Raw genomic sequence first — 26,099 nt, forward strand, 5'->3', positions numbered from 1 at the left:
AGCTGTGCTCTACTGGCAGCGAATTGAAACATCCAACCCCGATCAGCAGGTGCAAAGAGTAGCTTAAATTATGCCAAATACTGCCCAACAAATGGGGAGTAGCTCAGGCTGAAGAATTCTTCAGCACATCCAACTACCTGATAACATAAACTCTCAACGTTCAAACGCCCGATAACGTTTACCATCGGCGCCCGGACAGCAAACCTTGCAAAACGCCGCTCCGGGCGCAAGCCGAGGCGCTGGTGCAATCGGCTCAGCCCGTCTCGCGATGGCGTCGGCACCGTTTCCATCACCGCCGAACGCATCCAGCAATCCGGCCATCGCTGCCGTGAGCGCCGCGTCTTTGCACTATATGCGTCGTAAAAACCGCTGGGTCGGTGCGGCCTAGACCGCGACCCCGTTGGGGTCGGTGCGGCCTAGACCGCGACCCCGTTGGGGTCGAGGCATCGGCGTACCGACGCTTGCCTTGCGCCGCGCTGAATTGGCCGCGCTTGACCCAGCCATTTGCGATTGGCGGGTTGGTGATTGACTGCGTGGCGCCGCCGCTGCGTTAACCTTGGATTGCCCTGCAGCAAGCGCACGAGTCAAAATCACACGGCTTCTTGACGGCGGGCGCGGGCGGTGACCATCGCAGACCCGGGCAGGCTACCGCACAAGGACTGCCTGCGTGGCGCCTTGTTTAAAAGGGGTTAGATCTGAAGCCATCGCGTGCCATGATGGGTCAATCGGCACCGATAGCAAAAGCCACACGGAATGCAAACAGCGAAAAAATTCCCGACAGGAGAGAGTGGTCCAAGACAGCGCTGTCTTGGACGCAGGCCCGGCAGCCCTGGGCCAAAGTGATTTCGCGGGTGCCGCACGCTTGCTGGTCGCCACGCTGGGATTTGACGGGAGAGAGGCAATGTTGTGATTGCGGATTTACACGCAGGCAGCTCATGCGAATGTTAGATCTTCTGTGAAACTGCGTTTTGACCCGCGCTTCCTGAGCGGAGCAAGGACGATGACGATTTCCAAGGAGCTGCAGGACGAACTTCTGAAGGGCTGCGAGCGCCCTGAAGATCTGCTGGGCGATTCCGTGCGGGTGAAAGCGCCCAAGATCAAGCCGATGAACGAGATTGACCGGGTCTTCACCAGATACCCGTTCTTTGGCAGTCGCCAAATCGCAGCTTACCTGCCACAGGCCGGGGGCCTTGCTGGGCAGCATCGCCGCTTTCTTCCAGCCATCAATCACCATTGGATGGATAGCGTGTTTCTTGGCCAGTTCGGCCATCATCAATCCTGCACCGATGGCCTCAAGCGCAACATTAGCCTTGAACTCAGCCGAATTGCGGTTCCGCGTCGCCATAGCTTGGCAACTGGTCCGAAATCCTGCGACCCCTCTGCAATCGTGGCAAGACCTTCCCTAAGCAGGATGAAGGTTTACCGGATCCGCCGCGACCCGGGTCGTCCGGCCCATGAATTCGAGGAGCACCCAGACCCGCCTGTCCGGGGCGACGGCTTCGATCTCGGTCACAAAACCCGCGAAGGGGCCAGAGGAAAAGCGGGCCCGATCTCCCGGGGCCAAGTCTGCCGCCGTCCGGAGTTTTCCCTCCGCATCACAACGCTGCATCAATTGCGAAACCAGATCCTGGGGAACGGCGACCGGCGCGCCGCCGACGCTGACCAGCCGTGTCACGCCACTGGTTGCGTTAACAGATCGCCAGCCGCCTTGGGCAGTGTCAAAGGCAACGAAGATATATCCGGGAAACAGCGGCTCCGGCGTGGTGCTGAACTTGCCATGCCGCGTCCGGGTGCGGTCCTGCATCGGCAGAAAGGTCGTGAAACCCTGACGGCGAAGATTGCGCTCGGCTATGCGGTGGCTCTTGGGCTTCAGCTGCGCCAAAAACCAAGTTGCGCTGTCATTCACGATCGTCATGCTGTCACCGCTTATTCAAAACCATCCATCCGTATACTTGATCGTTGCGCAACTTCAACTGCGGCCAGTCGGTGTTCCTGTCTTTAAGGCGATGGGCTCTGACAAACTCACCGCGTTTCAGGGAACTTCATCGATCCAAAAAATGCCCGCATTCCGGTGAGGAATGCGAGCAAGTTTGGAGGGTTGGGGATAGGTCAGAGATCCTCGCGCCCGATCATTTCTCCGAGCGCTTCTTCAGGGTTCATCCGGCGGAACTGGCCGTGGCCGAGATAAACCCAGCTGACGCCTTCGCTGGTGGCCAGATAGTTGTTCGAGTATCCTGAGGTAATCTCGGCCTGCGGGTTGTCGGGCAGCACCATCAGCTTCATCAGGAGCAGATAGATCACGAAGCCCAGTGGGAACCCGATGAGAAAGGCGTATTGCGCATACCACGCCGCCACCGCTCCCGCGATCAGCCAGGCCAGAAGGCCCGCCGGATTGAATCCGCCCGTATAGCGGAATTGACCATTGGCGTCATAAAGATCGGGGACGTTTATGCGCCGTTTGCGAAGCACGTAGTAATCTGCGACCATTATGCCGCCGATTGCCGATAGGAACGCGCCGTAATAGCCGAGAAAGACGAACAGGTTGTCGAGGAGCTCCCACGGAAAACAGAGTGTGCCGACGATGCCGGCCAATGCAACCGCCATCTTGTAGTTGATGATCTGCGGCGCGAAGTTGACGAAAGTCAACGCCGCGGGGATAAGGTTGGCCGAGTTGTTGGTCGACCACTGCGCCAATACCACAAGTGCCAAAAGCACCACGAGCGACAGGCCTTCGCTTTGTCCTTGGATCACCTCAATTGGGTTCCAGTTTCCGGTCGCGATAAAGGAGACGCCGCCGATCCCGGCAATCATGGCTTGGGTGACCGGCAGAGCGATGAGCTGCGCCAGAAAGATGTTGCGGTTACGCGCTACAAACCCCTTGGCCCCGGCCTGTGTTTTCACGAACCGGGTCAGGTTCGGGATGTCGATCGCAAGCGTCGACCAGAATCCCAAGTTGGCAATGAAGAGCACCAGAAGCGTCATTTCCCCGGTTCCCTTGAAATTCCAGATGTTGATGCCATTGGTTGAGGCCAAGCCTTCCAACGTGAAAAACATCCAGATCGAGATGGCGATAATCGCCGGCGCCGCCAGTGAGGCAAGCCGTTCGACCGACTTGATGCCCATAGCGGTATTTGCCACCTGCAGGACGCCGAAGGCCACGTACCAGACAAACCAGTTGTTGAATCCCAGGAAATACTCTCCGATCCCGTTAAGCGCGAGTGCGCCCAGATAGGTCTGGACGCCAAACCACATCGCCGCGACGATCCCGCGGGAGATCGATGGCAGGTGTGTGCCGTGAATTCCGAACGGCGCGCGCAGATAGACCGCAAAAGACAAGCCGTGTTCGGTGCCGATGTCGGCGGTCAGGACCATCAAGGCCCCGATTCCGACATTGGCGAGAACGATGATCAGGATCACGGAGGCTAACGGCACACCGCCGCCTACGCCCGCCGCACCGAGCGAATAGGTCGCGATGATGACCGCGATCCCCACCCATATCCCGGCATAGCCGATGAGGCCGATCGGCCGTTGGCCGAGCAGCGTGGGAAGGATTGATTCCTCGATCAGCGCGCTGCGCTCGTGTTCAGCTTCGCGTATTTGGTTTGTTAAGCTCATATTTTTGTATTCCCTGTTGTCAGTTGAGTCTGGCCGACGCGCGGCTCTGAAGCGGCCGGTGTGATGTCGGTCAATACGCCGTCATGCTCGAAATAATGGGTCCGGTTGTGCAGCCCCGACTGAGGGCGGCTGCACGAAATATTTTCAATACCGGACGGTCTGCCATTTCCTCTAAGCAAGGTCGTTGTCATACCAGACTGCCAGTAGCCTCTGGATCAATTGACTTTGGCTGGAAGCATCGCTGATGCGCACGGCGTTATGGCGCTCCCAATTTTGCACAATACCCAAATTTGGTCAGCACTTCATGGCCTGTTTCGGTGACCAGCACCATTTCCTCATTGCGGATGGGGCCGAGTTTGGGGTCGAAAAAACCAGGTTCGAACGCAATCACCATGCCTTCCTCAAGGGTTCGCATTGGTCCCAACGTTGATCCGATTAGCGGTTGCTCAAATGGGCCGATGCTCGCGCCGACACCATGCCCGGTGATGTAATCCGCCCAATGCTCTTGGAGCCCCGCGCTCATTACAACCTCTTTGACGGCGTCATGCACGTCTGCGATGTCAACGCCGGGCTTGACAGCGCCGATTGCGGCGTCGAGGCATGCAATCTGCGTGTGAAAGGCGTGTTTCTGCTCAGCATTTGGCCCGCCCACGCTATAGGTGCGGGCAAAGTCACCGACATAGCCATTGTAGGAAATGTTGATGTCGAGCAAAACCACCTGACCATGGCGCAGTCGAGCGTCCGACGCCATCCGACGATTTGCATCGGTTGAAACCTGAGGGAACGTGGCAATGGAATCAGCCCCCGCCTCGATCATGGAGGCCACCATGCGCGCCGCAAGAACGCTTTCTTTTACACCTTCACCGATTGCATCGCGCGCCGCCGCCATTCCGACCTCAGCAATCTCAACGGCGCTGCGAATGACCTGAATTTCTTCGGGGCTCTTGCGTGCCCGCGCCACACCGAAAGTGGCAGTCCAGTCAATAAGCTGCAGGTCTGGAAATATCTTCTGCAAAGCAAAGAGGACAGTTGGTGAAGTTACGTCATCAAATGCCAATTGGCCGGAAGATACACCATTCTCGGACAGCGCGTCGGATACGTTCTTGATGATCTCGTCATTGTCATACGGCCAGACCCGTATCTCATCGAGCCACGGCATTTTTGCTTTGGCATGAGCAAGGTCACCTGCTTCTGTCAGCAAACATACGCGGCCGTCATCAAACAGGATCGCAGCATATCGAGGATGATAGATGAGACTGGTAAACGGTCGGATGCAGGTCAGATAACGGACGTTCTCGTACCGTTGGACGAGGAGCGCCTTAACCCCTTCTTTCCTCATCGCAGCTGCGATGTTCGCAGTGCGAAAGGCGCGCAGTTTGGGCCAATCGATACGACCCTCCCAGTCAACTCCAGTCTCACCCATTTTGGCTTTGTCCTTCTGTTGCGATGTAATCGTTCAGTACGAGGGGGGCATTTGCTCCTATTTCGGACATTTATTTCTCCTTCGGTTCATTGAAAAAAGCGGTTTCTGCCCGAGCGAACCGCGCCCGAGTGTGGTTAGTTGCTGTCGTGTGGGTCGCGTTCCGGACCGACGGGGGGAGGGGCTGCACTCGCCGCTACGCCACAGTCGTAAGGCTCTGCACCGCTATCTAAGGCCAGGAACAGTCAGTACGGTGCTGCCATCCATCTAACAGAGTTAGCAAAGACCTAAGTCCGCGGGTGGGTTGCACCCGTGTCTTAGCGCTCGGTCTGTGTCCGCCTATCTGTTCAGCTCGAAACGCCCAGCTGCGGCGCCTCTATGCGGCGGAGAGTGGAGCGGAGGAGGCAACCTAAGTATCTGGAATGATTATAATGTTTGCCAATTTGTTTCCTCTGTTGGTTGTTTGTAACTATTTTTCGCAAGTTTGCTTGCTCACTGGCAGTGAATATTCTGCTGGCGATTCTGTCAATTATTAACTTTCGATTATGTGAGTTATTTGCTGTCAGTTTGTGGAGTTTCCGGTATAGTGTCAGGGTGGTTGACCTAAACACCTTGGCCAAATGGCCCTTAGCGCACCGAATCGGTGTTAACAGCCGGTTCTGCAGGGCGATCGGGGCTTCGCAGAGGCGGTGCAGGCGATGATTGAAGCAGTCTTGCCCTTCGGCTATCGAACCTTTGCCCGGCTGCACTGGTTCATTAAGTTCACGTCCTGCGCGGTCATCTCCAGATCAAGGGCTGGCAGGTCCGCAAACGCGCCGCGGGCATCGCGTTCGAATGCATCCAGTACGCGACGCGTTGCATCGGCGACTGGATCAGCTTCTACAACAACCGCCGCCCAAATCAGGAGCTTGCAAAGCGCACGCCAACCGAGGCATTCAGATTAGCAACTTAATCTGAGCAGATTCAGCGGGGTCAATACAAATGGGCAATATTTCATCCGGTTAGCTCACTATTTAAGCGAGTATCCAAAATAGGGATTGGGTGGGGCCCAACCAAACTACAAGACGGAGTGCTTTATCTATGTCAAAGGTCACAGGCGAGCGGAAACCAAAATCCAGAGCCAATAGAGATGCCGAACAATTATATCACATACTGACCCAAGCCATAGTCGAGCAGGCATTAGCCCCTGAAACAAGACTTATCGAAAGGGATATCTGCGAGCAGTTCAATATCAGCCGCCATGCTGTCAGGACTGCGTTTCAGATGTTAGCGAGCGATGACCTGGTCGAAATTCGTCAAAACAAGGGCGTCACGATTGCCAAGCCGAGCATGGAGCATGGTGTGGACGTTCTTCGTATCCGCATGGAGCTTGAGGATATCGTTGTCCGTTACCTTTCGGGCAACTTGACCGAGGCACAAGTCAAGGAGTTGCGTGCATCGGTTGAACATGAGCATGAGTTTGTCCATAAGGATCATACATTATACATGCGACATGCCTGCGAGTTTCATAGGAAGCTTGCTAAGATGACGAAGAGCAAGGTTCTTGCAGGCTATCTGAACCCATTGTTCCCCCAGAGCTCGCTCATCCTGTACTTATATGGGCGACCGAACTGGAATCAATGCAATATCGAAGAACATCTCGCGATAATTAACGCACTCGAAGCAGATGAGAAAGCCAGAGCTCGCGAGCTAATGAGGACGCATCTTGAAGCAATGTTTCAGCGCGCCTTCACTGATTCGATAAGAGAAGAGACCATTTCCCTGACAGATGTGTTGGCCTCGTATGCAAAGTTGGGCGGCCCAGCTTGAGGGGCCGGCGCGTCCGGTCCAGACTGCAGCGAACCGCTCAGCTCGACATTATGCGGCGAAGCGACAGGGACCTACGGCGCGCACACCTTCACCGACATGTTCAACGCAATCGCCGAAATCTGCGACCTATACTCACCCGATAATTGTTAGAATTATTTCACCGCTGCCGGTTATGTCTCAAGTCAAAGGCGGGATGCTTTAGCGCGTATGGCTAAAAGCGCGATAGCACCAGACCAGCCGCGACCAGCCCCGCCGCCGCAAGGCGGGGCAGGCTGATCTCGCGTACCGGCAGGCCGATCAGGCCGAAATGATCGATGGCCAGCGCCGCAATCATTTGCCCCAGAATCAACATCGAAGCAGTGGTGAGCGCGCCCAGAATCGGGATGCTCCATAAGGCTGCCCAGACATAGAACGCACCTAGAGCGCCACCAACCAGCATCCAACGCGGCGTCGCGGCAAGGCGCATGAAGGCACCCGCTTCGCCGCGCAGGAATGAAAGCGCAAGCAGCAGCGAAAAGCCGACGAAGAAAGACACCGAGGCCGCGCCCAGTGTGCTGCCGAGATTGCGTCCGAGCGCCGCGTTAATCGGCGCTTGCAGGGTAATGGCGAACCCAGCGGTGGCCACCGCGATCAGGGCTGCCAGCGTGATGGATGACATAATGATGCAGTCCTTTCAGGAAGGTGGTGTGCAGCTTGTCCTGCACAGATTTTTAGACACGGCGCGCACCGCACGCGGGGACTTGTCTGTTCTGTCAAACCGCGCTATATGCGACAGCGTCGAAAAGGTGAATAATACCGCAAGGCAACATCGAGCAGGGTCGGTAAAATCCGGCCCTATTTGTTTTGCGGCTCCAGTGACCAACGAACCTCCGAAAGACCGGCGGAGACAACCGCGCGGCCAGAAAAAATGCAATGAATAGGAAACAACTTTTACATGTCAGCTAACGCATCCATGCAGGAGTTCGAAGCGCTCCTGAACGAAAGCTTCGAAATGGACACACCCGTCGAAGGGTCTGTCGTTAAGGGCAAGGTCATCGCTGTTGAAGCAGGCCAGGCCATCATCGATGTCGGTTACAAGATGGAAGGCCGCGTCGATCTTAAAGAATTCGCGAACCCCGGCGAAGCGCCCGAAATCGAAGTCGGCGACGAAGTCGAGGTTTACCTGCGCTCTGCCGAAAACGCACGCGGCGAAGCCGTGATCAGCCATGAAATGGCCCGCCGCGAGGCCGCATGGGACCGCCTTGAATCCGCTTATGCCGACGAAGACCGTGTCGAAGGCGCGATCTTTGGCCGCGTCAAGGGTGGCTTTACCGTCGATCTGGGCGGCGCCGTGGCGTTCCTGCCAGGCAGCCAGGTCGATGTACGCCCCGTGCGCGATGCCGGTCCGCTGATGGGTCTGAAACAGCCGTTCCAGATTCTCAAGATGGACCGCCGCCGTGGCAATATCGTGGTTTCGCGCCGCGCCATTCTCGAAGAGTCCCGTGCCGAACAGCGCGCCGAAGTCATCGCCAATCTGCACGAAGGGCAGGCGGTCGATGGTGTGGTCAAGAACATCACCGAATACGGTGCCTTCGTTGATCTGGGTGGTGTTGACGGTCTGTTGCACGTCACCGACATGGCGTGGCGTCGCGTCAATCACCCCAGTGAAATCCTGTCGATCGGCGAGACCGTCAAGGTTCAGGTCATCAAGATCAATAAGGAAACCCACCGCATTTCGCTGGGCATGAAGCAACTTCAGGAAGATCCATGGGATCTGGTCGGCGCGAAATATCCGCTGTCCAGCGTCCATACGGGCCGCGTCACCAATATCACCGATTACGGCGCGTTCGTCGAGCTGGAGCCGGGCGTCGAAGGTCTGGTGCACGTCTCGGAGATGTCCTGGACCAAGAAGAACATCCATCCCGGCAAGATCGTGTCCACCTCGCAAGAGGTTGAAGTCATGGTTCTGGAAATCGACCCGACCAAGCGTCGTGTGTCGCTGGGCCTCAAGCAGACCATGCGCAACCCGTGGGAGGTGTTCGCAGAAACCCACCCCGAAGGCACGCAGGTCGAGGGCGAGGTCAAGAACATCACCGAATTCGGTCTGTTTGTCGGACTGGAAGGCGATATCGACGGCATGGTTCACCTCTCAGACCTCAGCTGGGACCAGCGTGGCGAAGAGGCCATGCAGGAATACCGCAAGGGCGATATCGTTCAGGCGGTTGTCTCTGAGGTCGATATCGAAAAAGAGCGTATCTCCCTGTCGATCAAGGCGCTGGGCGGTGACAAGTTCTCGGAGGCCGTTGACGGCGTCAAACGTGGTTCGGTCGTGACGGTGGCCGTCACCGCGATCGAGGAAGGCGGGATCGAGGTCGAGTATGAGGGGATGAAAGCCTTCATCCGTCGCAGCGACCTGTCGCGCGACCGCTCGGAGCAACGTCCCGAACGCTTTAACGTGGGCGACAAGGTTGATGTCCGGGTAACCAACGTGGACGCCAAGACTCGCCGTCTCGGCATGTCGATCAAGGCCCGCGAGATTGCCGAAGAAAAAGAAGCTGTCCAGCAATATGGCAGCTCGGATTCCGGTGCCAGCCTTGGCGATATTCTTGGGGCAGCACTTAAAGGCGACGAGTGATCGCTGTCAGATGCTAATCTGAAATTCAGACGGCCCCGCGCACAGGCGTGGGGCCGTTTCTTTTGCGCGAATCGGCTCTGCTATCTAAGCCTGATAAAAGCGGTCGACAGGGGTCCATGCACCGTTTTCGCGGTTAAATCGGACCACATATGGGGCGTTTTCTCCCGTCAATTTGAAAATATCGTGTAAACTCCAATAGTTCCGGTTTCGGTTTGAGAAATTTCTACTTATAGTTACCGCAAAGGAACGCGCCAACCTTGCTGCCCCTGGGAGACATTCACAATGATCCGGTCAGAGCTGATTCAGAAGATTGCCGATGAAAACCCGCACCTGTATCAGCGGGATGTCGAAAGGATCGTAAGTACGATCTTCGAAGAGGTCACTAATGCGATGGCGCGTGGCGACCGGGTTGAGTTGCGCGGGTTTGGTGCGTTTTCGGTGAAAAAGCGCGATGCGCGGATCGGCCGCAATCCCAGAACCGGCGAGACGGTGCATGTTGAGGAAAAGCATGTTCCGTTCTTTAAGACCGGCAAGCTGTTGCGGGATCGTTTAAACGGAAATTAAATCAATGCGTTACATCCGCTATGCCCTGCTGGCTCTTCTGGCCATCGTCCTCGTATCTATGGCCTTGGCGAATCGCGCCGTTGTCACAGTCAAATTGATGCCAGACGCGCTGGCCGGGCTGCTTGGGTTCAACCTGTCACTGGGCTTGCCGCTGTTTTTGGTGATTCTCGGAGGGATCATCGTCGGGCTGGTTATCGGCTTTGTCTGGGAGTGGCTGCGCGAATACAAACATCGCCGAAAAGCAGCGGTGAAAGACCGTGAGGTGCGCAAGCTTGAGCGCGAGGTTGACCACCTGAAGGAGCAGAAGCACCAGGGCAAGGACCAGGTTCTGGCGATTCTCGATGATGCGGTGCCGACCCATGCCGAGCGACGTTAAGGTCAAGATCTGCGGTCTGACCCAGAGTTCGGACGTTCCCGCCGCCATACTGGCCGGAGCGCATTATGTCGGCTTCGTGTTCTATCCTCGCTCACCGCGAAATGTGACCTTGCCAGACGCTGCTTTCATGGCTCAATCCGTGCCGGCCGGCATCTGTCGGGTCGCGCTGACCGTCGATGCGACGGACGCGGAACTGGACCGGCTGGTCGCGACCGTTCCGCTTGATATGTTGCAGCTTCACGGGCGCGAAAGCCCGGACCGCGTGGCCGCCATCCGTGCCCGTTTCGGCTTGCCTGTAATGAAAGCGGTCGGGGTAGCGGATGAGGGCGATCTGGCCGCGCTTAGCGATTATAGTCAGGTGGCCGACCAATTGCTGATAGATGCCAAGCCAACACAGCCCGATGATCTGCCGGGGGGCAATGGGCTGGCCTTTGACTGGCGGCTGATCGCCAATCGGCGCTGGTCGGTACCGTGGATGTTGGCCGGGGGGCTGAATGCGCGCAACGTGGCACAGGCCGTGCGCATGACCGGCGCGCAACAGGTCGATGTCTCCTCGGGGGTGGAAAGCGCGCCCGGCGAAAAGGATGGTCCCCTGATGCGGGCGTTCGTGCAGGCGGCACGGGCGACAGAACAAGCGCAAGGTTGAGTACGCCGCTTTACGCCGCTTACACAATGGCTATAAACGCCTTCTGACCCGAAGGCGGAGGACGCAATGGCGAACGAGTTTTTCAATTCCTTCATGACTGGCCCCGATGAAAAGGGCCGGTTCGGAGATTTCGGCGGGCGGTTCGTTTCCGAAACCTTGATGCCGCTGATCCTACGCCTTGAAAAGGAATACGAAAAGGCCAAGGACGATGACAGCTTCTGGGCCGAGATGCAGGATCTCTGGACCCATTACGTCGGTCGTCCCAGCCCGCTGTATCATGCGGAGCGGCTGAGTCAGCATCTGGGCGGCGCAAAAATCTACCTCAAGCGGGATGAGCTGAACCATACCGGGGCGCACAAGATCAATAACGTGCTGGGCCAAATCATTCTGGCACGCCGTATGGGCAAGACCCGCATCATCGCCGAAACAGGGGCCGGCCAGCACGGGGTCGCCACCGCCACCGTCTGCGCCAAATTTGGGCTGAAATGTGTTGTCTATATGGGGGCACACGACGTCAAGCGGCAGGCCCCCAATGTGTTCCGGATGCGCTTGTTAGGGGCCGAGGTCGTGCCTGTAACGTCGGGCCGTGGCACGCTCAAGGACGCGATGAACGACGCCCTGCGCGATTGGGTGACCAATGTGAACGACACATTCTATTGCATTGGTACGGTGGCCGGACCGCATCCTTATCCGGCGATGGTGCGTGATTTTCAGAGCATCATCGGCAAGGAAGTGCGCGAACAGATGCAGGCGGCCGAAGGGCGTCTGCCCGATACATTGATCGCCGCTGTCGGCGGGGGATCGAACGCGATGGGGCTGTTTTATCCGTTCCTCGACGACAAATCGGTGAACATCATCGGGGTTGAGGCCGGCGGCAAGGGCGTCGACGAGAAGATGGAGCATTGCTCGAGCCTGACCGGCGGACGGCCCGGTGTGCTGCACGGCAACCGTACCTATCTATTGCAGGATGATGACGGGCAGATTCTCGAAGGCTATTCGATTTCGGCCGGGCTGGATTATCCCGGTATCGGGCCGGAACATTCGTGGCTGCATGAAATCGGGCGCGCAAAATATGTCGCGATCACCGATGTGGAGGCGCTGGAAGCGTTCCAGTTGAGCTGTAGCATGGAGGGTATCATCCCCGCGCTGGAGCCCAGCCATGCGCTCGCCCATGTGATGAAGATTGCCCCCAAGCTGCCGTCGGACCATATAATCTGCATGAACATGTGCGGCCGCGGCGACAAGGATATCTTCACCGTCGCACGCGCACTGGGTTTCGATATGAGCGACGCCATCTAGGCGCCTATCTCAGTCGATGGCGTGGCTTTCCAGCACGTCCAGCGGCACGATGTCCAGAGCCCGGGCATGGGTTGCGCTCAGCCGCACACGCGGCGCGCAGTCTTCTTGATAGGCTTGTAAAAAACGCGCCGCGCACAGGCACCACTGATCGCCTGCCTTCAAACCGGGAAACTGAAATTCTGGGCGCGGCGTCGAAAGATCATTGCCGAGATATTTTGAGAACGCCAGAAACTCGTCGGTCATCACCGCGCACACGGTATGGCTGCCGCGATCCTCGGCGCAGGTGTTGCAATGGCCATCGCGAAAGAACCCAGTCACTGGGGTATGCGAGCAGGGGGCAAGTGCATCGCCAAGAACATTGATACTATCGTCTGGGGTCATGATCATACCTCATTATAGGCCATTATAGGCTGGCTGCGATCTTGCGCAGCATTGCGATGTTTTCTTCATGTGTGCCGGGGGATTGAAACTGCCGGTCGGAGCCGGTGACAACGATCACCACATCCCGTTCCTGATCTATATAGAGATACTGACCATAAATGCCCCGCGCGAAAAACTCACCTTTTTCGGCTCGGACCGGCACCCACCACTGATACCCATATTGCATTTCCCCCGGTGGCGTCGGCGCACTGGAGGCCGTCGCGGCGGCGATCCAGTCGGCAGGCACGATCTGCTGGCCATTGAAATGACCGTTCTGTTCGATCATCAGCCCGAAACGGGCGTGATCCCGAGTGGTCAGGTTTAGCCCGCCCAACACGAATGCGGCGCCAGAACCGTCGGTGATGTAATAGCCGTCCTGTTCCTGCCCCAGCGGTGCGATGATCTTTTCCGACAACAGGGCGGCGATCGATCGCCCGGTCGCGCCCCGGATGACCATGCCGATCACATGGGTGTCGATCGAGACATAGGCCCATTCTTCACCCGGCTCAGCGGAGCGATCGACAAATGAGGCGGTGAAGTCGTCCAGCGTGCCACCCAGCGCGACGATCCGGCCCATTCGGTTGATGTCCGATCCAAATTTCAGATAATCCTCATCAAACCGCACGCCGCTCGACATGTTCAGCACGTTTCGGATGCTCACCCCGTCATAGGCGCTGCCCGCCAGCTCTGGCGCGTATTTTGTTACCGGGTCATCGATGGAATCAATCGCCCCCTCGTCCAGCATCACGCCGAACAGGGCCGACAAATAGCTCTTGGCAAGGGACCAAGAAATACGAAGGTCATCAGGGCCGGTGCCAAGGAAATATTCCTCGTACCTGATTTCGCCGTCCTTAAGCACCAGCAGCGATGTCACGCTGCGCTGTGCAATCCAATTCTGCGCGCCATCGGGTAGGTTGGTTTCCGGGCCATAAAACAGTTCACTGGTCGCCCCGTGACCCCGGTCCAGAGGCACCGTAGGGAACACTTGATTCATATGGCTGAAATTCTGGACAATCTTGCCTTGGTCAAACAGCGCGTTCACCGTCAGCAGGCGCGAAATATCGTCCCGGTTCCAGAATCCCACGGTGGCCACCGCCAGTATCAGCATCAGCAAGATACGACCCAGCCATTTCCCGAATCTGCGCATGTCGTGTTCCCTGTTCAATCCGGGTTCCAAAGGGCGCAGGGCGCTATCAGACCCGGCGATCACATAGGCAAAGCAAAAGCCGCGTCAGCGGAACCGATCCACCAGCTTTTGCAGGGGATTGCGCGGGTCCGGTTCGGCCTCCGGGGCAGGGGCCGCCGATGGATTTTCCGATGGTTTTTCGGGGCGGTTCGAGGAGCGCGGCGGAGCTGTGCGCAGGGCTACGGCATTCATAAACCGTCCGCTGTCGCCTGTTGCCAGATGCGGGGCCCCATCGGAAATGCCGCGCAACAAGTCGTCGAGCCACTCCTCGTCGGAGCGGGCGAAATCATGCAGCACATATGCCGCTACCCGATCCTTGTGGCCGGGATGCCCGATGCCGAGACGGACACGGGCGTAAGTTTCGCCGATGTGGGCATGCAGCGAGCGCAACCCATTATGCCCGGCATGACCGCCGCCCTGTTTTACCCGCATTTTGCCGGGAGCAAGGTCGAGTTCGTCATGAAAGACGGTCACGTCACCGGGCTCAAGCTTGTAAAACCGCATCGCCTCGCCCACGGATTGCCCCGAGCGGTTCATAAAGGTGGTGGGTTTCAGAAGCAGCACTTTTGCGCCGTCAAGCATTCCCTCGCTGATCTGGCCCTGAAACTTGGATTTCCAAGGTCCGAAGCCATGATCCGAGGCGATTCGATCGACCACCATAAAGCCGATATTGTGGCGGTTGCGCGCGTATTTGCCGCCCGGATTGCCAAGCCCGACAAAGAGCTGCATGGCACACCTCGTCAGTTAACCGATTTTCGTCTACATGCCCTGAAAGTAGAGAGAATGAAAGCCAGGAGCGCACAATGTATCTGACGATGAACCGGTTCAAGGTCAAAGCGGACAAGGTGGAAGCCTTTGAGGAGCTTTGGATGAAGCGCGACAGTCATTTGGACACGGTGCCGGGCTTCACCTCGTTCCGCCTGATGCGCGGCTCCGAAGGCGTCGATCACGTACTTTATGTCAGCCACACCACATGGGAAAGTCGTGCGGCGTTTGAGGGCTGGTCCCGCTCCGAGGCATTTCGGGAGGCGCACAAGAATGTCGGGGAAAGCCGTGATCTGTATCTTGAACCACCGCATCTGGAAGTCTTTGAAACGGTGCAAGAAGCGAAATGAAAACAGGGCCCGTTAAGGGGCCCTGTTCCAGTGTTCAGATACGCAATAATTACGCGTCGTCAGAGGCATCCATCTCGGTGGTCGGAACCTCACCCGCTTCGGGCTGATCCTCGTCATCGTCTTCGGCGCGCAGACCGGAAGGAGCCGAGAGCGTCGCGATTACGAAATCACGGTCAATGGTCGGTTTTGCACCCTGTGGCAGCTTGACGTCAGAGATCGTGATACTGTCGCCGATCTGCAGTTCCGACACATCAATGTTGATCTGTTCTGGAATGTCGCCGGCAGTCACCAGCAATTCGACCTCGGGGCGGATCAGGGTCAGCACCCCGCCCTTTTTCAGGCCCGGCGATTCTTCTTCGCCTTCGACATTCACGTGGATGAACAGGTTGATCTTGGTCGCGCGGCGCAGACGCATCAGGTCAAGATGCGTTGGCAAGTCCTTGACCACATCGCGCTGCACATCACGACAGATCACCCGCACATCGTCATGGCCGTCGATCTTGAGAGTGAAGAGGGTGGATCTGAACCGCCCTGCCTTCAGCCGCTTAATCAGTTCGTTGAAGGGGATGTTGATGGGCAACGGGTCAACGTCGCCACCGAATACGATCCCCGGAACCATGCCATTGCGGCGTGCCTGACGAGCGGCGCCCTTGCCCGTCCCCGTCCGTTCCTGGGCGTGAAGAACTGCGTTCTCTCCGGCCATGATAATTCTCCAATATATAAGGGCGGGGTTCCTCCAAGGCTGTAACCCCGCGTGAAGCCGCGCGTATAGACCAGCTTGACGGCCTTGAAAAGAGGGTTTGCGGCTTCGAAAGCACGCTTTTGATCAGGCTTTCCAGCGACCTTCGAAATCTTCCGGGATCAAAAGATTTTGGCGGCCCAGATCGGCCAGTTCACGCTGCCCGCACAACGCCATGGTCACATCCAGTTCGCGCTGAATCACCTCAAGCGCGCGGGTCACGCCTTGCTGCCCCATTGCGCCCAGTCCATAGATATAGGCGCGTCCGATAAAGGTGCCCTTAGCCCCCATCGCCACCGCCTTGAGCACGTCTTGCCCCGAGCGGATGCCGCCATCCATATGGACCTCGACCCGGTCGCCCACCGCATCCAGAATCGAGGGCAGCATTCGAAGGGCGCTGAGCGCACCATCCAGTTGCCGCCCACCGTGATTTGAAACGACAATCGCATCGGCCCCCAGATCGGCGGCCATTTTCGCGTCCTCGGCGTCAAGAATACCCTTGAGGATCACCTTACCGTCCCACAACTCCATCAGTTTTGCGATCTTGTTCCAGTCTAGTGTCAGGTCGAATTGTTCGCTGGTCCAAGCGATCAGTTGCGACGCGTCCGCCACGCCCGACACGTGTCCGACGACATTGCCGAAATTGCGCCGTTTCGCGCCCAGCATGCCGATCCCCCAACGCCATTTCGTCGCCAGATTGGCAATGGTTTTCGGAGTCAGTTTCGGCGGGGCCGACAGCCCGTTCTTCAGGTCCTTGTGGCGTTGGCCCAGCAGTTGTAGATCCAGCGTGATGACCAGCGCCGAACACCCTGCGTCCTTGGCCCGCTGGATCAGGCGGCGCACGTAATCCTGATCTTTCATGACATAAAGTTGAAACCAGAACGGTTTGGTCGTGACTTCGGCGACCTCTTCGATCGAGTTGATCGACATGGTCGAAAGTGTAAAGGGGACGCCGAACTCTTCGGCTGCCTTGGCCGCCTTGCGCTCGCCGTCGGCGTGCTGCATCCCGGTCATTCCGACCGGAGCCAGAGCCACAGGCATCGCGACCTCCTGTCCGATCATGGTGCTGGCAGTGGTGCGATTGCTCATGTCCACGGCCACCCGCTGACGCAGGCGGATCAGGTCGAAATCACTGCTGTTTTCGCGGAAGGTCTGTTCGGTCCAACTGCCGCTTTCGGCGTAATCATAGAACATCTTTGGCACACGGCGACGATAGATGCGCTTGAGATCCTCGATTTCGGTGATGACGGGCATGGCGCGGCCTTTTCGTGCTGGGACATCACCTGATTAGCAATCTAACTCACTGCGATCAATTGCGTACAACGTTCCGTATCACATTGCGGGAGTTAGGCTGAGATCAGCCTTGCTCCGACTCTTGAGTGATGTCGCGCAAATGTGAGGCGTGATATTGCCGATATCATCCAAATGGAGAGCGAAAGCCCAAGCGTGCTGCTACTGATATGCTTGCAACCACCGCGAAAAACAGCAACACATTTTCCATGACCATCCTCCGGCATAACGGCAATCAATTGAAACGTCGCAGAGCGTCGGCTTTTGCGCTGACGGTCATTGTTGCTGTCACGATTGGTATTTTAACCTTGGTCCCAGAGGGGCCTAAGTCCGGCGTGCCGGGCAGCGATAAGGTGCATCACTTTCTGGCTTTCGCGGCACTGATTTTGCCTTGTGCTGCCCTATACCCTCAGGCCCTTTTTAAGGGAGTATTGGCTGCGACATTCTATGGTGGCCTTATCGAAATCATCCAGCCCTATTTCGGGCGCTCTGGTGAGCTTGCCGATTTCGTCGCGGATGTGAGTGGTATCGGCGCCGGAGCGGCGCTGGGGCTCATTGTGCACTCGGTTCTGAATAGGGCCCTCCCAGAATCCGGCCAACGAAGAACGCACCACATGGTGAAGTCCTACGCGAATGGAAGGCCGGAAAATCTGCCCGTAGCCAATAGCGACCCGTAAGCACGGCCGCGCGTCAGGCACCAACGGAGCCGGGGCTTTCAACAGATTGGCCTGCAGCCGTTTGCCGAGCGCTGGTTCCCAACCCCTGTGGTGCGAGCATGATATCAGGCCGAATGGGCCCCTTCGGCCAATCCGCGTACGAATTCCAGCACGTCACTGACCGACGCTCCTTCGGCGATCTGTGAAACGATAGCCGAGCCGACAACCGCGCCATCCGCAACCCCGGCGATGGCGCGGGCGGTTTCGGGTGATCTGATGCCAAAGCCCACAACAACCGGTAGATCGGTCTTGGCCTTGATGCGCGCCACTTCGGGGGCAACATCCTTTGCCTGTGCCTGAGCTGCACCGGTAATACCGGTGATTGAGACATAATAAACAAAGCCCGATGTGTTTTGCAGCACTTTGGGCAGGCGTTCGTCATCGGTGGTGGGCGTTGCCAGACGGATGAAGTTCAACCCCGCCGCCTGCGCTGGGATGCAAAGTTCATCGTCCTCTTCCGGGGGCAAATCGACGACAATCAACCCGTCGATTCCGGCCTCTTTCGCGTCTTCCAGAAATTTATCCACGCCGCGGCTGTAGATCGGATTGTAATAGCCCATCAGCACAAGCGGTGTTGTGTCGTCCTGTTCGCGAAACGCGCGCGCCATGTCCAAAGTGCGCTGCAAGCTCATGCCTTTGGCAAGAGCGCGCTGGCCGGCCGCCTGAATCGTGGGGCCATCGGCCATCGGGTCAGTAAAGGGCAGGCCTAATTCGATGATGTCGACCCCCGCCGCCGGCAGGCCGCGCACGATCTCGAGCGAGCGATCGTAGTCGGGATCGCCCGCCATAATATAGGACACGAATGCTTTTTTTCCGCGGGATTTCAGGTCGGCGAATTTGGCGTCGATACGGGACATGGGCAATGGCCTTCGTTGTTTGTCAGGGCAGGATGTAAAGGATCAGAGCTTTTTATGCCAGCGCAGGGTCAGCGCGTTGACGCCCGGATTTTTATCTCCGGTCGATGCGTTGGATTTATGGCTGATCGCCAGCGACAGGCTGCTGCTGTCACTCAGTTCATATCCTATGCCCAACAGGCTGCGGATTTGGAAGGTACTGCCTAGATCGTTGCTGAGCCTTGCGCTGAAATACGCGCCTGGCATGACGCTGGCGTTCACGAACCAGCGCTCGGCAAAGCCGTACCGCGCGACCAGACCAAGCCCAGCAAAGGCGTCAGCCTCGGCGTCGATCTCGAGTGCGCCGCCAAGGCCGAGATCGAAGCGACCGTTCGAAAGAAACGGTCTGTGGTGGTAATCCAGACTGATCACCGCTGTGTCCTGTGCTTCATCAGCGGAAAAGTCGGTAAAACCCGCGCCCAAAATCACTTCTTGCGCCGGTGCGGCAAGGGGGGCGGCGATCATCGCGGCACAAAGCGGGATGTGTTTCATATCATGGTCCTGCGCAAGGGGTTCTACCCACTTTCATAGCCTCGGCATATCGTGGCGGCAATGCGAACGTGCGCCGGCTGTGTCTTGCGACTGGGTCCGTGGCCCTTTAGAAGCAGCCGCGACATCACAGCGGAGATCGAGATGGGTTTTAAAATGGGAATCGTGGGCATGCCGAATGTCGGTAAGTCCACGCTGTTCAACGCACTGACCCGGACTGCCTCCGCGCAGGCGGCAAATTTTCCGTTTTGCACCATCGAGCCTAATGTGGGCGAGGTCGCGGTGCCCGACAGCCGCCTTGATAAACTGGCTGCAATCGCGGGCAGTAAGCAGATCATCCCGACCCGCATGACCTTTGTGGACATTGCCGGATTGGTTAAAGGGGCCAGCAAGGGCGAGGGGTTGGGCAACCAGTTTCTGGCCAATATCCGCGAGGTCGACGCCATTGCCCATGTGCTGCGCTGTTTCGAAGATGGCGACATCACCCATGTCGATGGTCGTATCGATCCCGTGGCCGACGCCGAAACCATCGAAACCGAACTGATGCTGGCTGATCTCGAATCCATTGAACGACGCCGCACCAATCTGGTGCGTAAGTTGAAAGGCAATGATAAGGAGGCCCAGCAACAGGATCGTTTGTTGGCCGCCGCGCAACAGGCGCTTGAACAGGGTCAGCCCGCCCGCACGGTTCAAGTCGCCGACGACGACAGCAAGGCTTGGAAAATGCTGCAATTGCTGACCACCAAGCCGGTGCTGTATGTGTGCAACGTCGCCGAAGAGGACGCCGCCGAGGGCAACGAGCTTTCGGCTCGAGTGGCTCAGATGGCGACGGCGCAGGGCAATGCCCATGTCGTGATCAGTGCCCGGATCGAAGAAGAGATCAGCCAGCTGGATGAAGATGAAGCCAACATGTTCCTGGAGGAAATGGGTCTGCATGAGGCCGGGTTAGACCGACTCATTCGCGCCGGGTACGATTTGCTGCACTTGGAAACCTATTTCACCATCGGCCCGAAAGAGGCGCGCGCCTGGACGGTTCCCGCAGGCACCTTGGCGCCACAGGCCGCCGGGGTCATCCATGGGGATTTCGAAAAGGGGTTCATCCGCGCCGAAACCATTGCCTATGATGACTTCGTGTCGCTGGGCGGCGAACAGCCCGCCAAAGAGGCGGGCAAGATGCGCGCTGAGGGCAAGAATTATGTCGTCAAAGATGGCGACGTCCTGCATTTCCTGTTCAATAAATAGCGAAAGCGCGCGCCTGAATGCCCCTGCACCTGAGGCAGGGTAGGGGCGCGCAGGTACGACCTTAATGTCGCATTTACAATACCACTAAGGTGGCCTAAGTAAGAACTGCTTTGCGATAATTGTAGCGAAAGCAGGGGGTTGCGTTTTTTATGCAACCCAGGATGCGGTTGGCGCACGGACAGGGCCGCGATCGAATGTGGTCGATGCCGGGCGAGATGGGCATCAGAAAATGTCTTAGGGCGGGGATCCTGTGCTATGATCCGCAATTGATCGATGTCGAATCGCAATCGGGGGTCTGTTAGAACCATGGTAGCAAAACTGACATTCGTCGAGCGGCAGATCGCGCTGCTGATCCTTGGAATAATCACGATACTTGGGCTGGTCATGGCGTCGCTAGGGGCGGGCGACGCTTTGGGCGTGCATGGCTTTATCGTTCTGTTTGCCGGACTGGGATTGATCTTTGCTGTTGGTGGGTCGCTCTATGCGCCCGAGCCGATTGAGGACCGCAGCCGCGAATATTACGACGATCCGATCAAGATCGGGATCGTGCTGGCGATGATCTGGGCAATGATTGGCATGGGCGTGGGCGATTGGGTGGCATGGATGCTGGCCTTTCCGGATCTGCGCTTTGATGCGGCCTGGTCCAGTTTCGGCCGGCTCCGTCCGGTACATACCACCGGAATCATCTTCGGATTCGGCGGTAACGCGCTGATCGCCACCTCGATGCATGTGATGCAGCGTACCAGCCGCGCGCGGCTCGCAGGGCAGATCTCGCCGTGGTTTGTGCTTCTTGGCTACAACCTGTTCGTGATCTTGGCAACGACGGGATACGTGATGGGCGTCACCCAGTCCAAGGAATATGCCGAAGCCGAATGGTATGCTGACATTTGGCTGGTCGTCGTCTGGGTGGTCTATTTCGTGCTGTATATCCGCACTCTGGCGCGCCGGAACGAGCCGCATATCTATGTCGCCAATTGGTATTATCTGGCCTTCATTCTGGTTGTCGCGATGTTGCATATTGTCAACAATCTTGCGGTCCCGGCCTCGTTCACGGCGGCAAAAAGTTACTCGCTGTTTTCTGGCGTGCAGGATGCGATGACGCAATGGTGGTACGGCCACAACGCGGTGGCATTTTTCCTGACAGCCGGTTTTTTGGGCATGCTCTATTACTATCTACCGAAACGGGCGCAGCGACCGATCTATTCCTATCGCCTTTCGATCCTGTCGTTTTGGGGGATCGTGTTCTTTTACATCTGGGTCGGTTCGCACCATCTGCATTACACGGCGCTGCCGCATTGGGTGCAGACCTTGGGGGTGACGTTCTCGGTGATGCTTCTGGTGCCTAGTTGGGCGTCGGCAGGCAATGCGCTGATGACGCTTAACGGGGCGTGGCACAAGGTGCGCGACGATGCGACGCTGCGCTTCATGTTCGTGGCGGCGGTATTCTATGGCCTTTCCACCTTTGAGGGGTCTTTCATGGCCATAAGGCCTGTTAACTCGCTATCGCATTACACGGACTGGACCGTGGGCCATGTTCACGCAGGGTCGATGGGCTGGGTGGCGCTGATCACCTTTGGCGCGATCTACGCGGCGGTGCCGCTTATTTGGCGGCGCGACGACATGTATTCTTGGCGGTTGGTTGAGTGGCATTTCTGGCTCGCACTCGCGGGGACGGTAATCTACATTTTTGCAATGTGGAATTCGGGCATCGTGCAGGGCCTGATGTGGCGGACTTATAACGATGTCGGCACGTTGCAATATTCCTTTATGGATACGGTCGTCGCGATGCATCCCTATTATATCGCGCGTGCGATCGGCGGGCTGTTATTCCTGATCGGAGCCGTGATCGGGTTCTACAACATATTGATGACCATCCGCGCGGCGCGTTCCGAGGATCGCCTGCTTGACCATCCAACCGACTCTGAAGCGTGCGAGCCCGCGGTTCCAGTGGCGGAGTGATGGCATGATCCGGTGGCTGAAAAAACTCTATTATCCGATCCAGGCCGGGCATTACCGTCTGGAAAGGCATTCGATGGGCTTGGCACTGGGCATTGTCGCCGCGGCGTCGGTCGGAGGGTTGGTCGAGATTGCCCCGCTGTTCACCATCGATGAGACGGTCGAAAGCGCCCCGGAGATGCGGGTTTATACGCCGCTGGAACAGGCTGGGCGCGACATCTATGTGCGCGAAGGATGCTACCTGTGCCACAGCCAGATGATCCGCACATTGGCCGACGAGGTGGATCGTTACGGGCCCTATTCGCTGGCGGTGGAATCGCAATACGACCACCCGATGCTCTGGGGATCAAAGCGCACCGGGCCGGATCTGGCCCGGCTTGGCGGCAAATATTCCGACGACTGGCATGTGGCTCATCTTATTGACCCGCGCGCAGTGGTGCCAGACTCGGTGATGCCGCATTATGCGTTCTTGGCCGACGCACAGCTTGAAATTGCGAGCCTGCCCGCCCGACTGGCCGCCCTGCGTAAGGTCGGCGTGCCCTATACGGACGCGATGATTGAGGCGGCCGAGCAGGATGCATTGGGGCAGGCGCGCCCGGACACCGACCGCGCCGATGCGGTGATGGAGCGTTACGGCGAGGACACTCAGGTGCGTAATTTTGACGGCGATTCCGGTCGGTTGACCGAGATGGATGCGCTGGTGGCTTATCTGCAAATCCTCGGCAGGCTGACCGATGTCGCGCATGCGACTGACCCCGCTACGATAAAGGCGGGGTTGGAGGCCGCGCAATGATGGGATTGTCGCATGATATGGTGGTCGGCATCGCCAAGTCATTCGGGCTGTTTTACCTGATCGCGCTGTCAATCGGGATCTGTCTCTACGCGTTCTGGCCGCGCAACCGCAGCCGGTTCAACCGGGCCAAATATTCGATCCTTGATGACGAAAATGGCCCGCTGACCGGGGAGGAGCCGCGATGACCGTGAATAAGCGCGATCCATTGACCGGCCACCATACCACTGGCCACGAGTGGGACGGGATAACCGAGTTGAACACGCGGGTGCCCCTTACGATCTGGTGGTTCATTCTGGTCAGCCATCTCTATGCTTTGATTGCTTGGGTATTGTTGCCCGCATGGCCGGGTATCACCGATTACACCAAGGGGATTCTAGGGGTCGATCAGCGCCAGCAGGTAGAGCGGCAGGTCGCGATGATGCGCGAGTTGCGTGCTGACTGGCGCGATCAGATGGTTGCTCTGCCGGTCGATGAAATTCGCGCCAATCCGGCACTGGCTGCCATCATCGCCGGGACCGGGCCGGCATTATACGGCGATAATTGCGCTGCCTGCCATGGCCCCAGCGGGCAGGGCGGGCCGGGCTATCCCAGCCTGGTGGATGAGGCCTGGCTCTGGGGCGGAGACCCCGACGCCATCATGGAGACGCTGCGGGTCGGGATCAATGCCGACCATCCTGAGACGCGTTTTGCCCAGATGCCGGCGTTTGACGGAGTGCTGGAGCGAAACCAAATCAGGACCGTTGCGCTTTATGTCCAGTCGCTAAGCGGAATTGAAACCAATCCCGATCCGGACCAGCTTGCCGCTGGCAAGGAACTGTTCATGGACAATTGCGCCAGCTGCCACGGCGAGGATGCCACCGGCAACACCGATTTGGGCGCGCCGAATTTAACAGACGATAGCTGGATTTACGGGGGTGACAGCAGCAGTTTATTCGCCACGATCCTGCACGGGCGCGCGGGTTGGATGCCATCATGGGAGGCCCGTCTGGACGAGGCTGACCGCAAGATTTTGACCGTCTACCTGATGGACCTGAAAGACAGGGAGTCAGTGCAATGACCCGCCCGGTAAGCCCCCGCTTCTGGACCAGGGGCCGGCTGATCGGAATCGGGCTGGCGCTGACGGTTGTCGCCGTGTTTGCCGCAGCGAATGCACACCTGATCTCAGTCGCGTTCAGCAGCCAGCCCGATTGTGTGCCACATCTGAAAACCGCAACCGAAGGCGCCGCGAGCTATCGCGCGGCGAAACCGTCATGTTGAGCGATACCCCAGCACCGCCTGACCCACTGCCCAATGCACCCGAAGGGCTGCCAAAAATCGTGCCGCCAGCGCCGCGTGACAGCCCGCGCCGGCGCAATCTGCCGCCGGGCGCGGCGCTTGGCTGGCTGTGGGCGGGCTGGCGCGATCTTTGGACCAACCCGCTGCCCAGCCTGCTTTACGGCCTCGTGATAACGCTGATTTCATTGACCATTGTGCTGGGCCTGTCTCAGACCGATCTTGACCACTTCATATTCCCGGCGCTGGCGGGGTTCATGGTGGTGGGGCCCTTCTTTGCCTCCGGACTTTACGTCAAGAGCAGTCGCCTGGAACGCGGCGAGCACACAGGCTATCTGGATATGATCTTTCCACGCCCCCGCTCGGGATATCAGGGGTTGTTTCTCGGGGTGCTGTTGTTGTCGCTGTTCATGTTGTGGATTCGGTCTGCAGTGCTGATCTATGCGCTGTTTTTCGGGGTGAACCCGTTTCCGGGCTTGGATGATCTGGTGCCGATGCTGCTGTTTTCGCCGACTGGCTGGGCACTCCTTCTGGTTGGCACGGTTGTCGGAGCGCTATTCGCTGCCTTCGCTTTCGCGGTCAGTGTGTTCGCCGTGCCTATGCTGTTGAAAGAGGAAACCGACGCCTTGTCAGCTATGGGCATCAGCATCGCACTGACTTGGGACAACCTGCGCGTCATGCTGGTCTGGGGCACCATCGTCGCGGGGTTGATCACCGTGTCGGTCCTGACCGGATTTCTGGCGCTAATCGTGATCTTCCCGTTACTCGGCCACGGGACATGGCATGTCTATCGCGCGATTCGTGTGCCGCCGGAAGGATTAGAGCGGGTGTTTGTGCAACCGGCCTGACACTTATGTCTCTGGCGGATAAATCAACAACCCGTCGCCGGAATCGGTAGCAGCGGGAGTTGGTGCGCCCTGAAACGGCACGCATAGCGCGTAATCGGCGTAACTGTGAAAGCTCGAGTTCTGCGACCATGCATTGCGTGGGTCGCGAACCCGGCCATGGTTGTCTCCTGTTTCCACATCTCTGGAGGCAGCAGTCGAAATGCCCGACAGTTCCATTTTGGACATTTGCCAGATGGCACTCAGCCGGACGAGCGCGACGCGTAGATACGGCTTGGCCAAGCTGAACACCAAGAATCGGGTGGCACCTTTGTTCCAGCTTGGCTAGAGAGTCGGGCAGCATCAGTAAGGGGGCCGCAATGGCAAAGATCACCTATATCGAACATAACGGCACCGAACATGTGGTCGATGTCCCCACCGGTCTGACCGTGATGGAAGGTGCGCGTGACAACAGCATTCCGGGCATCGAGGCCGATTGTGGCGGAGCCTGTGCCTGTTCGACCTGCCACGTCTATGTTGATGCGGCCTGGGTCGACAAGTTGCCGCCCAAGGATGACATGGAAGAAGACATGCTGGATTTCGCGTTCGAGCCCGACCCAGCGCGCTCGCGCCTGACCTGCCAGCTCAAGGTTTCGGATGCGCTGGACGGCCTGATCGTCACGATGCCCGAAAAACAGATCTGATCTTCACTTAACAGGATATCCCAGGCTCCGGCGGCGGCAAAGGTTGCTGCTCCGGGTCGGCTGCCATCTTGATCAGGACGCGGCGACACAGGCGATCCAGTGGCAGCCAACTGGTCG

The 26,099-nt window shown here is 58.0% G+C and carries 29 protein-coding genes; 16 read left to right on the forward strand and 13 right to left on the reverse strand.

Annotated elements, in window-relative coordinates; genetic code table 11:
* Positions 1 to 721: 721 nt before the first annotated feature.
* From JAO82_RS11430 to JAO82_RS11445, 4 genes are all read right to left on the reverse strand, one after another.
* Complete coding sequence (locus JAO82_RS11430) at positions 722 to 1,345, reverse strand: transposase (protein WP_198686517.1); 624 nt, start codon at positions 1,343 to 1,345, stop codon at positions 722 to 724.
* Positions 1,346 to 1,402: 57 nt separating this feature from the next.
* Positions 1,403 to 1,915: a transcription termination/antitermination protein NusG gene (gene nusG, locus JAO82_RS11435; RefSeq protein ID WP_198686518.1), complete on the reverse strand. Its 513-nt coding sequence runs from the start codon at positions 1,913 to 1,915 to the stop codon at positions 1,403 to 1,405.
* A gap of 194 nt (positions 1,916 to 2,109) precedes the next feature.
* On the reverse strand, positions 2,110 to 3,615 hold the full coding sequence (locus tag JAO82_RS11440) for an NCS1 family transporter (protein WP_198686519.1): 1,506 nt from the start codon (positions 3,613 to 3,615) through the stop codon (positions 2,110 to 2,112).
* Positions 3,616 to 3,871: 256 nt separating this feature from the next.
* Positions 3,872 to 5,038, reverse strand: coding sequence for a M24 family metallopeptidase (locus JAO82_RS11445; protein WP_269812828.1), 1,167 nt, complete (start codon positions 5,036 to 5,038; stop codon positions 3,872 to 3,874).
* Positions 5,039 to 6,115: 1,077 nt separating this feature from the next.
* Here JAO82_RS11445 and JAO82_RS11450 point away from each other — a divergent pair.
* Positions 6,116 to 6,844: a GntR family transcriptional regulator gene (locus JAO82_RS11450; protein ID WP_198686521.1), complete on the forward strand. Its 729-nt coding sequence runs from the start codon at positions 6,116 to 6,118 to the stop codon at positions 6,842 to 6,844.
* A 211-nt stretch (positions 6,845 to 7,055) separates the two neighbouring features.
* Here JAO82_RS11450 and JAO82_RS11455 read toward each other — a convergent pair whose 3' ends face one another.
* The gene (locus JAO82_RS11455; protein ID WP_198686522.1) at positions 7,056 to 7,502 is read right to left on the reverse strand and encodes a DMT family transporter; all 447 of its coding nucleotides are present in this window, start codon (positions 7,500 to 7,502) and stop codon (positions 7,056 to 7,058) included.
* Between the two features lie 276 nt (positions 7,503 to 7,778).
* Here JAO82_RS11455 and rpsA point away from each other — a divergent pair, with 276 nt between their 5' ends.
* The 5 genes from rpsA (at position 7,779) to trpB (ending at position 12,343) form a co-directional block, all read left to right on the forward strand.
* On the forward strand, positions 7,779 to 9,458 hold the full coding sequence (gene rpsA, locus JAO82_RS11460; protein ID WP_198686523.1) for a 30S ribosomal protein S1: 1,680 nt from the start codon (positions 7,779 to 7,781) through the stop codon (positions 9,456 to 9,458).
* A 282-nt stretch (positions 9,459 to 9,740) separates the two neighbouring features.
* Complete coding sequence (gene ihfB, locus JAO82_RS11465) at positions 9,741 to 10,022, forward strand: integration host factor subunit beta (RefSeq protein WP_198686524.1); 282 nt, start codon at positions 9,741 to 9,743, stop codon at positions 10,020 to 10,022.
* A gap of 4 nt (positions 10,023 to 10,026) precedes the next feature.
* Positions 10,027 to 10,398, forward strand: a complete 372-nt coding sequence (locus JAO82_RS11470; protein WP_198686525.1) for a lipopolysaccharide assembly protein LapA domain-containing protein — start codon at positions 10,027 to 10,029, stop codon at positions 10,396 to 10,398.
* Positions 10,382 to 11,044 carry a phosphoribosylanthranilate isomerase gene (locus JAO82_RS11475; RefSeq protein ID WP_198686526.1) on the forward strand — a complete coding sequence of 221 codons (663 nt, stop codon included), beginning with the start codon at positions 10,382 to 10,384 and terminating at the stop codon, positions 11,042 to 11,044. The genes JAO82_RS11470 and JAO82_RS11475 overlap by 17 nt, the downstream gene beginning before the upstream one ends.
* Positions 11,045 to 11,110: 66 nt before the next feature.
* Entirely contained in the window at positions 11,111 to 12,343 is a 1,233-nt protein-coding gene (trpB, locus tag JAO82_RS11480; RefSeq protein WP_198686527.1) for a tryptophan synthase subunit beta, read from the forward strand.
* Positions 12,344 to 12,352: 9 nt separating this feature from the next.
* Here trpB and JAO82_RS11485 read toward each other — a convergent pair whose 3' ends face one another.
* From JAO82_RS11485 to pth, 3 genes are all read right to left on the reverse strand, one after another.
* Positions 12,353 to 12,724, reverse strand: coding sequence for a DUF2237 family protein (locus JAO82_RS11485; protein WP_198686528.1), 372 nt, complete (start codon positions 12,722 to 12,724; stop codon positions 12,353 to 12,355).
* A 22-nt stretch (positions 12,725 to 12,746) separates the two neighbouring features.
* A complete protein-coding gene (locus JAO82_RS11490; protein WP_198686529.1) occupies positions 12,747 to 13,910 on the reverse strand; it encodes a serine hydrolase domain-containing protein in 1,164 nt (387 codons plus the stop codon).
* 84 nt (positions 13,911 to 13,994) lie between these two features.
* Positions 13,995 to 14,678: an aminoacyl-tRNA hydrolase gene (pth, locus tag JAO82_RS11495; RefSeq protein ID WP_198686530.1), complete on the reverse strand. Its 684-nt coding sequence runs from the start codon at positions 14,676 to 14,678 to the stop codon at positions 13,995 to 13,997.
* Between the two features lie 74 nt (positions 14,679 to 14,752).
* Here pth and JAO82_RS11500 point away from each other — a divergent pair, with 74 nt between their 5' ends.
* Entirely contained in the window at positions 14,753 to 15,064 is a 312-nt protein-coding gene (locus tag JAO82_RS11500; RefSeq protein WP_198686531.1) for an antibiotic biosynthesis monooxygenase family protein, read from the forward strand.
* 49 nt (positions 15,065 to 15,113) lie between these two features.
* On the opposite strand, the gene JAO82_RS11505 is transcribed toward JAO82_RS11500, so the two are convergent.
* Positions 15,114 to 15,767 carry a 50S ribosomal protein L25/general stress protein Ctc gene (locus JAO82_RS11505; RefSeq protein WP_198686532.1) on the reverse strand — a complete coding sequence of 218 codons (654 nt, stop codon included), beginning with the start codon at positions 15,765 to 15,767 and terminating at the stop codon, positions 15,114 to 15,116.
* Positions 15,768 to 15,890: 123 nt separating this feature from the next.
* Positions 15,891 to 17,057, reverse strand: coding sequence for an alpha-hydroxy acid oxidase (locus tag JAO82_RS11510; protein WP_198686533.1), 1,167 nt, complete (start codon positions 17,055 to 17,057; stop codon positions 15,891 to 15,893).
* A 206-nt stretch (positions 17,058 to 17,263) separates the two neighbouring features.
* Here JAO82_RS11510 and JAO82_RS11515 point away from each other — a divergent pair, with 206 nt between their 5' ends.
* Entirely contained in the window at positions 17,264 to 17,770 is a 507-nt protein-coding gene (locus JAO82_RS11515) for a VanZ family protein (RefSeq protein WP_198686534.1), read from the forward strand.
* A 104-nt stretch (positions 17,771 to 17,874) separates the two neighbouring features.
* Here JAO82_RS11515 and trpA read toward each other — a convergent pair whose 3' ends face one another.
* On the reverse strand, positions 17,875 to 18,666 hold the full coding sequence (trpA, locus tag JAO82_RS11520) for a tryptophan synthase subunit alpha (RefSeq protein WP_198686535.1): 792 nt from the start codon (positions 18,664 to 18,666) through the stop codon (positions 17,875 to 17,877).
* A 42-nt stretch (positions 18,667 to 18,708) separates the two neighbouring features.
* Complete coding sequence (locus JAO82_RS11525) at positions 18,709 to 19,194, reverse strand: acyloxyacyl hydrolase (protein ID WP_198686536.1); 486 nt, start codon at positions 19,192 to 19,194, stop codon at positions 18,709 to 18,711.
* A 141-nt stretch (positions 19,195 to 19,335) separates the two neighbouring features.
* Between JAO82_RS11525 and ychF the strand changes: the two genes are divergently transcribed.
* The 7 genes from ychF (at position 19,336) to JAO82_RS11560 (ending at position 25,302) form a co-directional block, all read left to right on the forward strand.
* Complete coding sequence (ychF, locus tag JAO82_RS11530) at positions 19,336 to 20,433, forward strand: redox-regulated ATPase YchF (RefSeq protein ID WP_198686537.1); 1,098 nt, start codon at positions 19,336 to 19,338, stop codon at positions 20,431 to 20,433.
* A 306-nt stretch (positions 20,434 to 20,739) separates the two neighbouring features.
* Entirely contained in the window at positions 20,740 to 22,392 is a 1,653-nt protein-coding gene (ccoN, locus tag JAO82_RS11535; protein WP_198686538.1) for a cytochrome-c oxidase, cbb3-type subunit I, read from the forward strand.
* Positions 22,393 to 22,396: 4 nt separating this feature from the next.
* Positions 22,397 to 23,182, forward strand: coding sequence for a cytochrome-c oxidase, cbb3-type subunit II (ccoO, locus tag JAO82_RS11540; RefSeq protein WP_198686539.1), 786 nt, complete (start codon positions 22,397 to 22,399; stop codon positions 23,180 to 23,182).
* On the forward strand, positions 23,179 to 23,367 hold the full coding sequence (locus tag JAO82_RS11545) for a cbb3-type cytochrome c oxidase subunit 3 (RefSeq protein WP_198686540.1): 189 nt from the start codon (positions 23,179 to 23,181) through the stop codon (positions 23,365 to 23,367). Before ccoO ends, JAO82_RS11545 begins: the two co-directional genes overlap by 4 nt.
* Positions 23,364 to 24,239, forward strand: a complete 876-nt coding sequence (ccoP, locus tag JAO82_RS11550) for a cytochrome-c oxidase, cbb3-type subunit III (protein WP_198686541.1) — start codon at positions 23,364 to 23,366, stop codon at positions 24,237 to 24,239. The genes JAO82_RS11545 and ccoP overlap by 4 nt, the downstream gene beginning before the upstream one ends.
* Positions 24,236 to 24,439, forward strand: coding sequence for a hypothetical protein (locus tag JAO82_RS11555; protein ID WP_198686542.1), 204 nt, complete (start codon positions 24,236 to 24,238; stop codon positions 24,437 to 24,439). Before ccoP ends, JAO82_RS11555 begins: the two co-directional genes overlap by 4 nt.
* Positions 24,433 to 25,302: a DUF2189 domain-containing protein gene (locus tag JAO82_RS11560; protein ID WP_198686543.1), complete on the forward strand. Its 870-nt coding sequence runs from the start codon at positions 24,433 to 24,435 to the stop codon at positions 25,300 to 25,302. The genes JAO82_RS11555 and JAO82_RS11560 overlap by 7 nt, the downstream gene beginning before the upstream one ends.
* A 3-nt stretch (positions 25,303 to 25,305) precedes the next feature.
* Here the strand turns inward: JAO82_RS11560 and JAO82_RS11565 are convergent, their stop codons facing one another.
* Complete coding sequence (locus JAO82_RS11565) at positions 25,306 to 25,581, reverse strand: hypothetical protein (RefSeq protein WP_198686544.1); 276 nt, start codon at positions 25,579 to 25,581, stop codon at positions 25,306 to 25,308.
* A gap of 77 nt (positions 25,582 to 25,658) precedes the next feature.
* Between JAO82_RS11565 and JAO82_RS11570 the strand changes: the two genes are divergently transcribed.
* A complete protein-coding gene (locus tag JAO82_RS11570) occupies positions 25,659 to 25,982 on the forward strand; it encodes a 2Fe-2S iron-sulfur cluster-binding protein (RefSeq protein ID WP_198686545.1) in 324 nt (107 codons plus the stop codon).
* Positions 25,983 to 26,099: the final 117 nt, after the last annotated feature.

It is taken from the genome of Pontibaca salina, from assembly GCF_016307205.1.
Classification (GTDB): domain Bacteria; phylum Pseudomonadota; class Alphaproteobacteria; order Rhodobacterales; family Rhodobacteraceae; genus Pontibaca; species Pontibaca salina.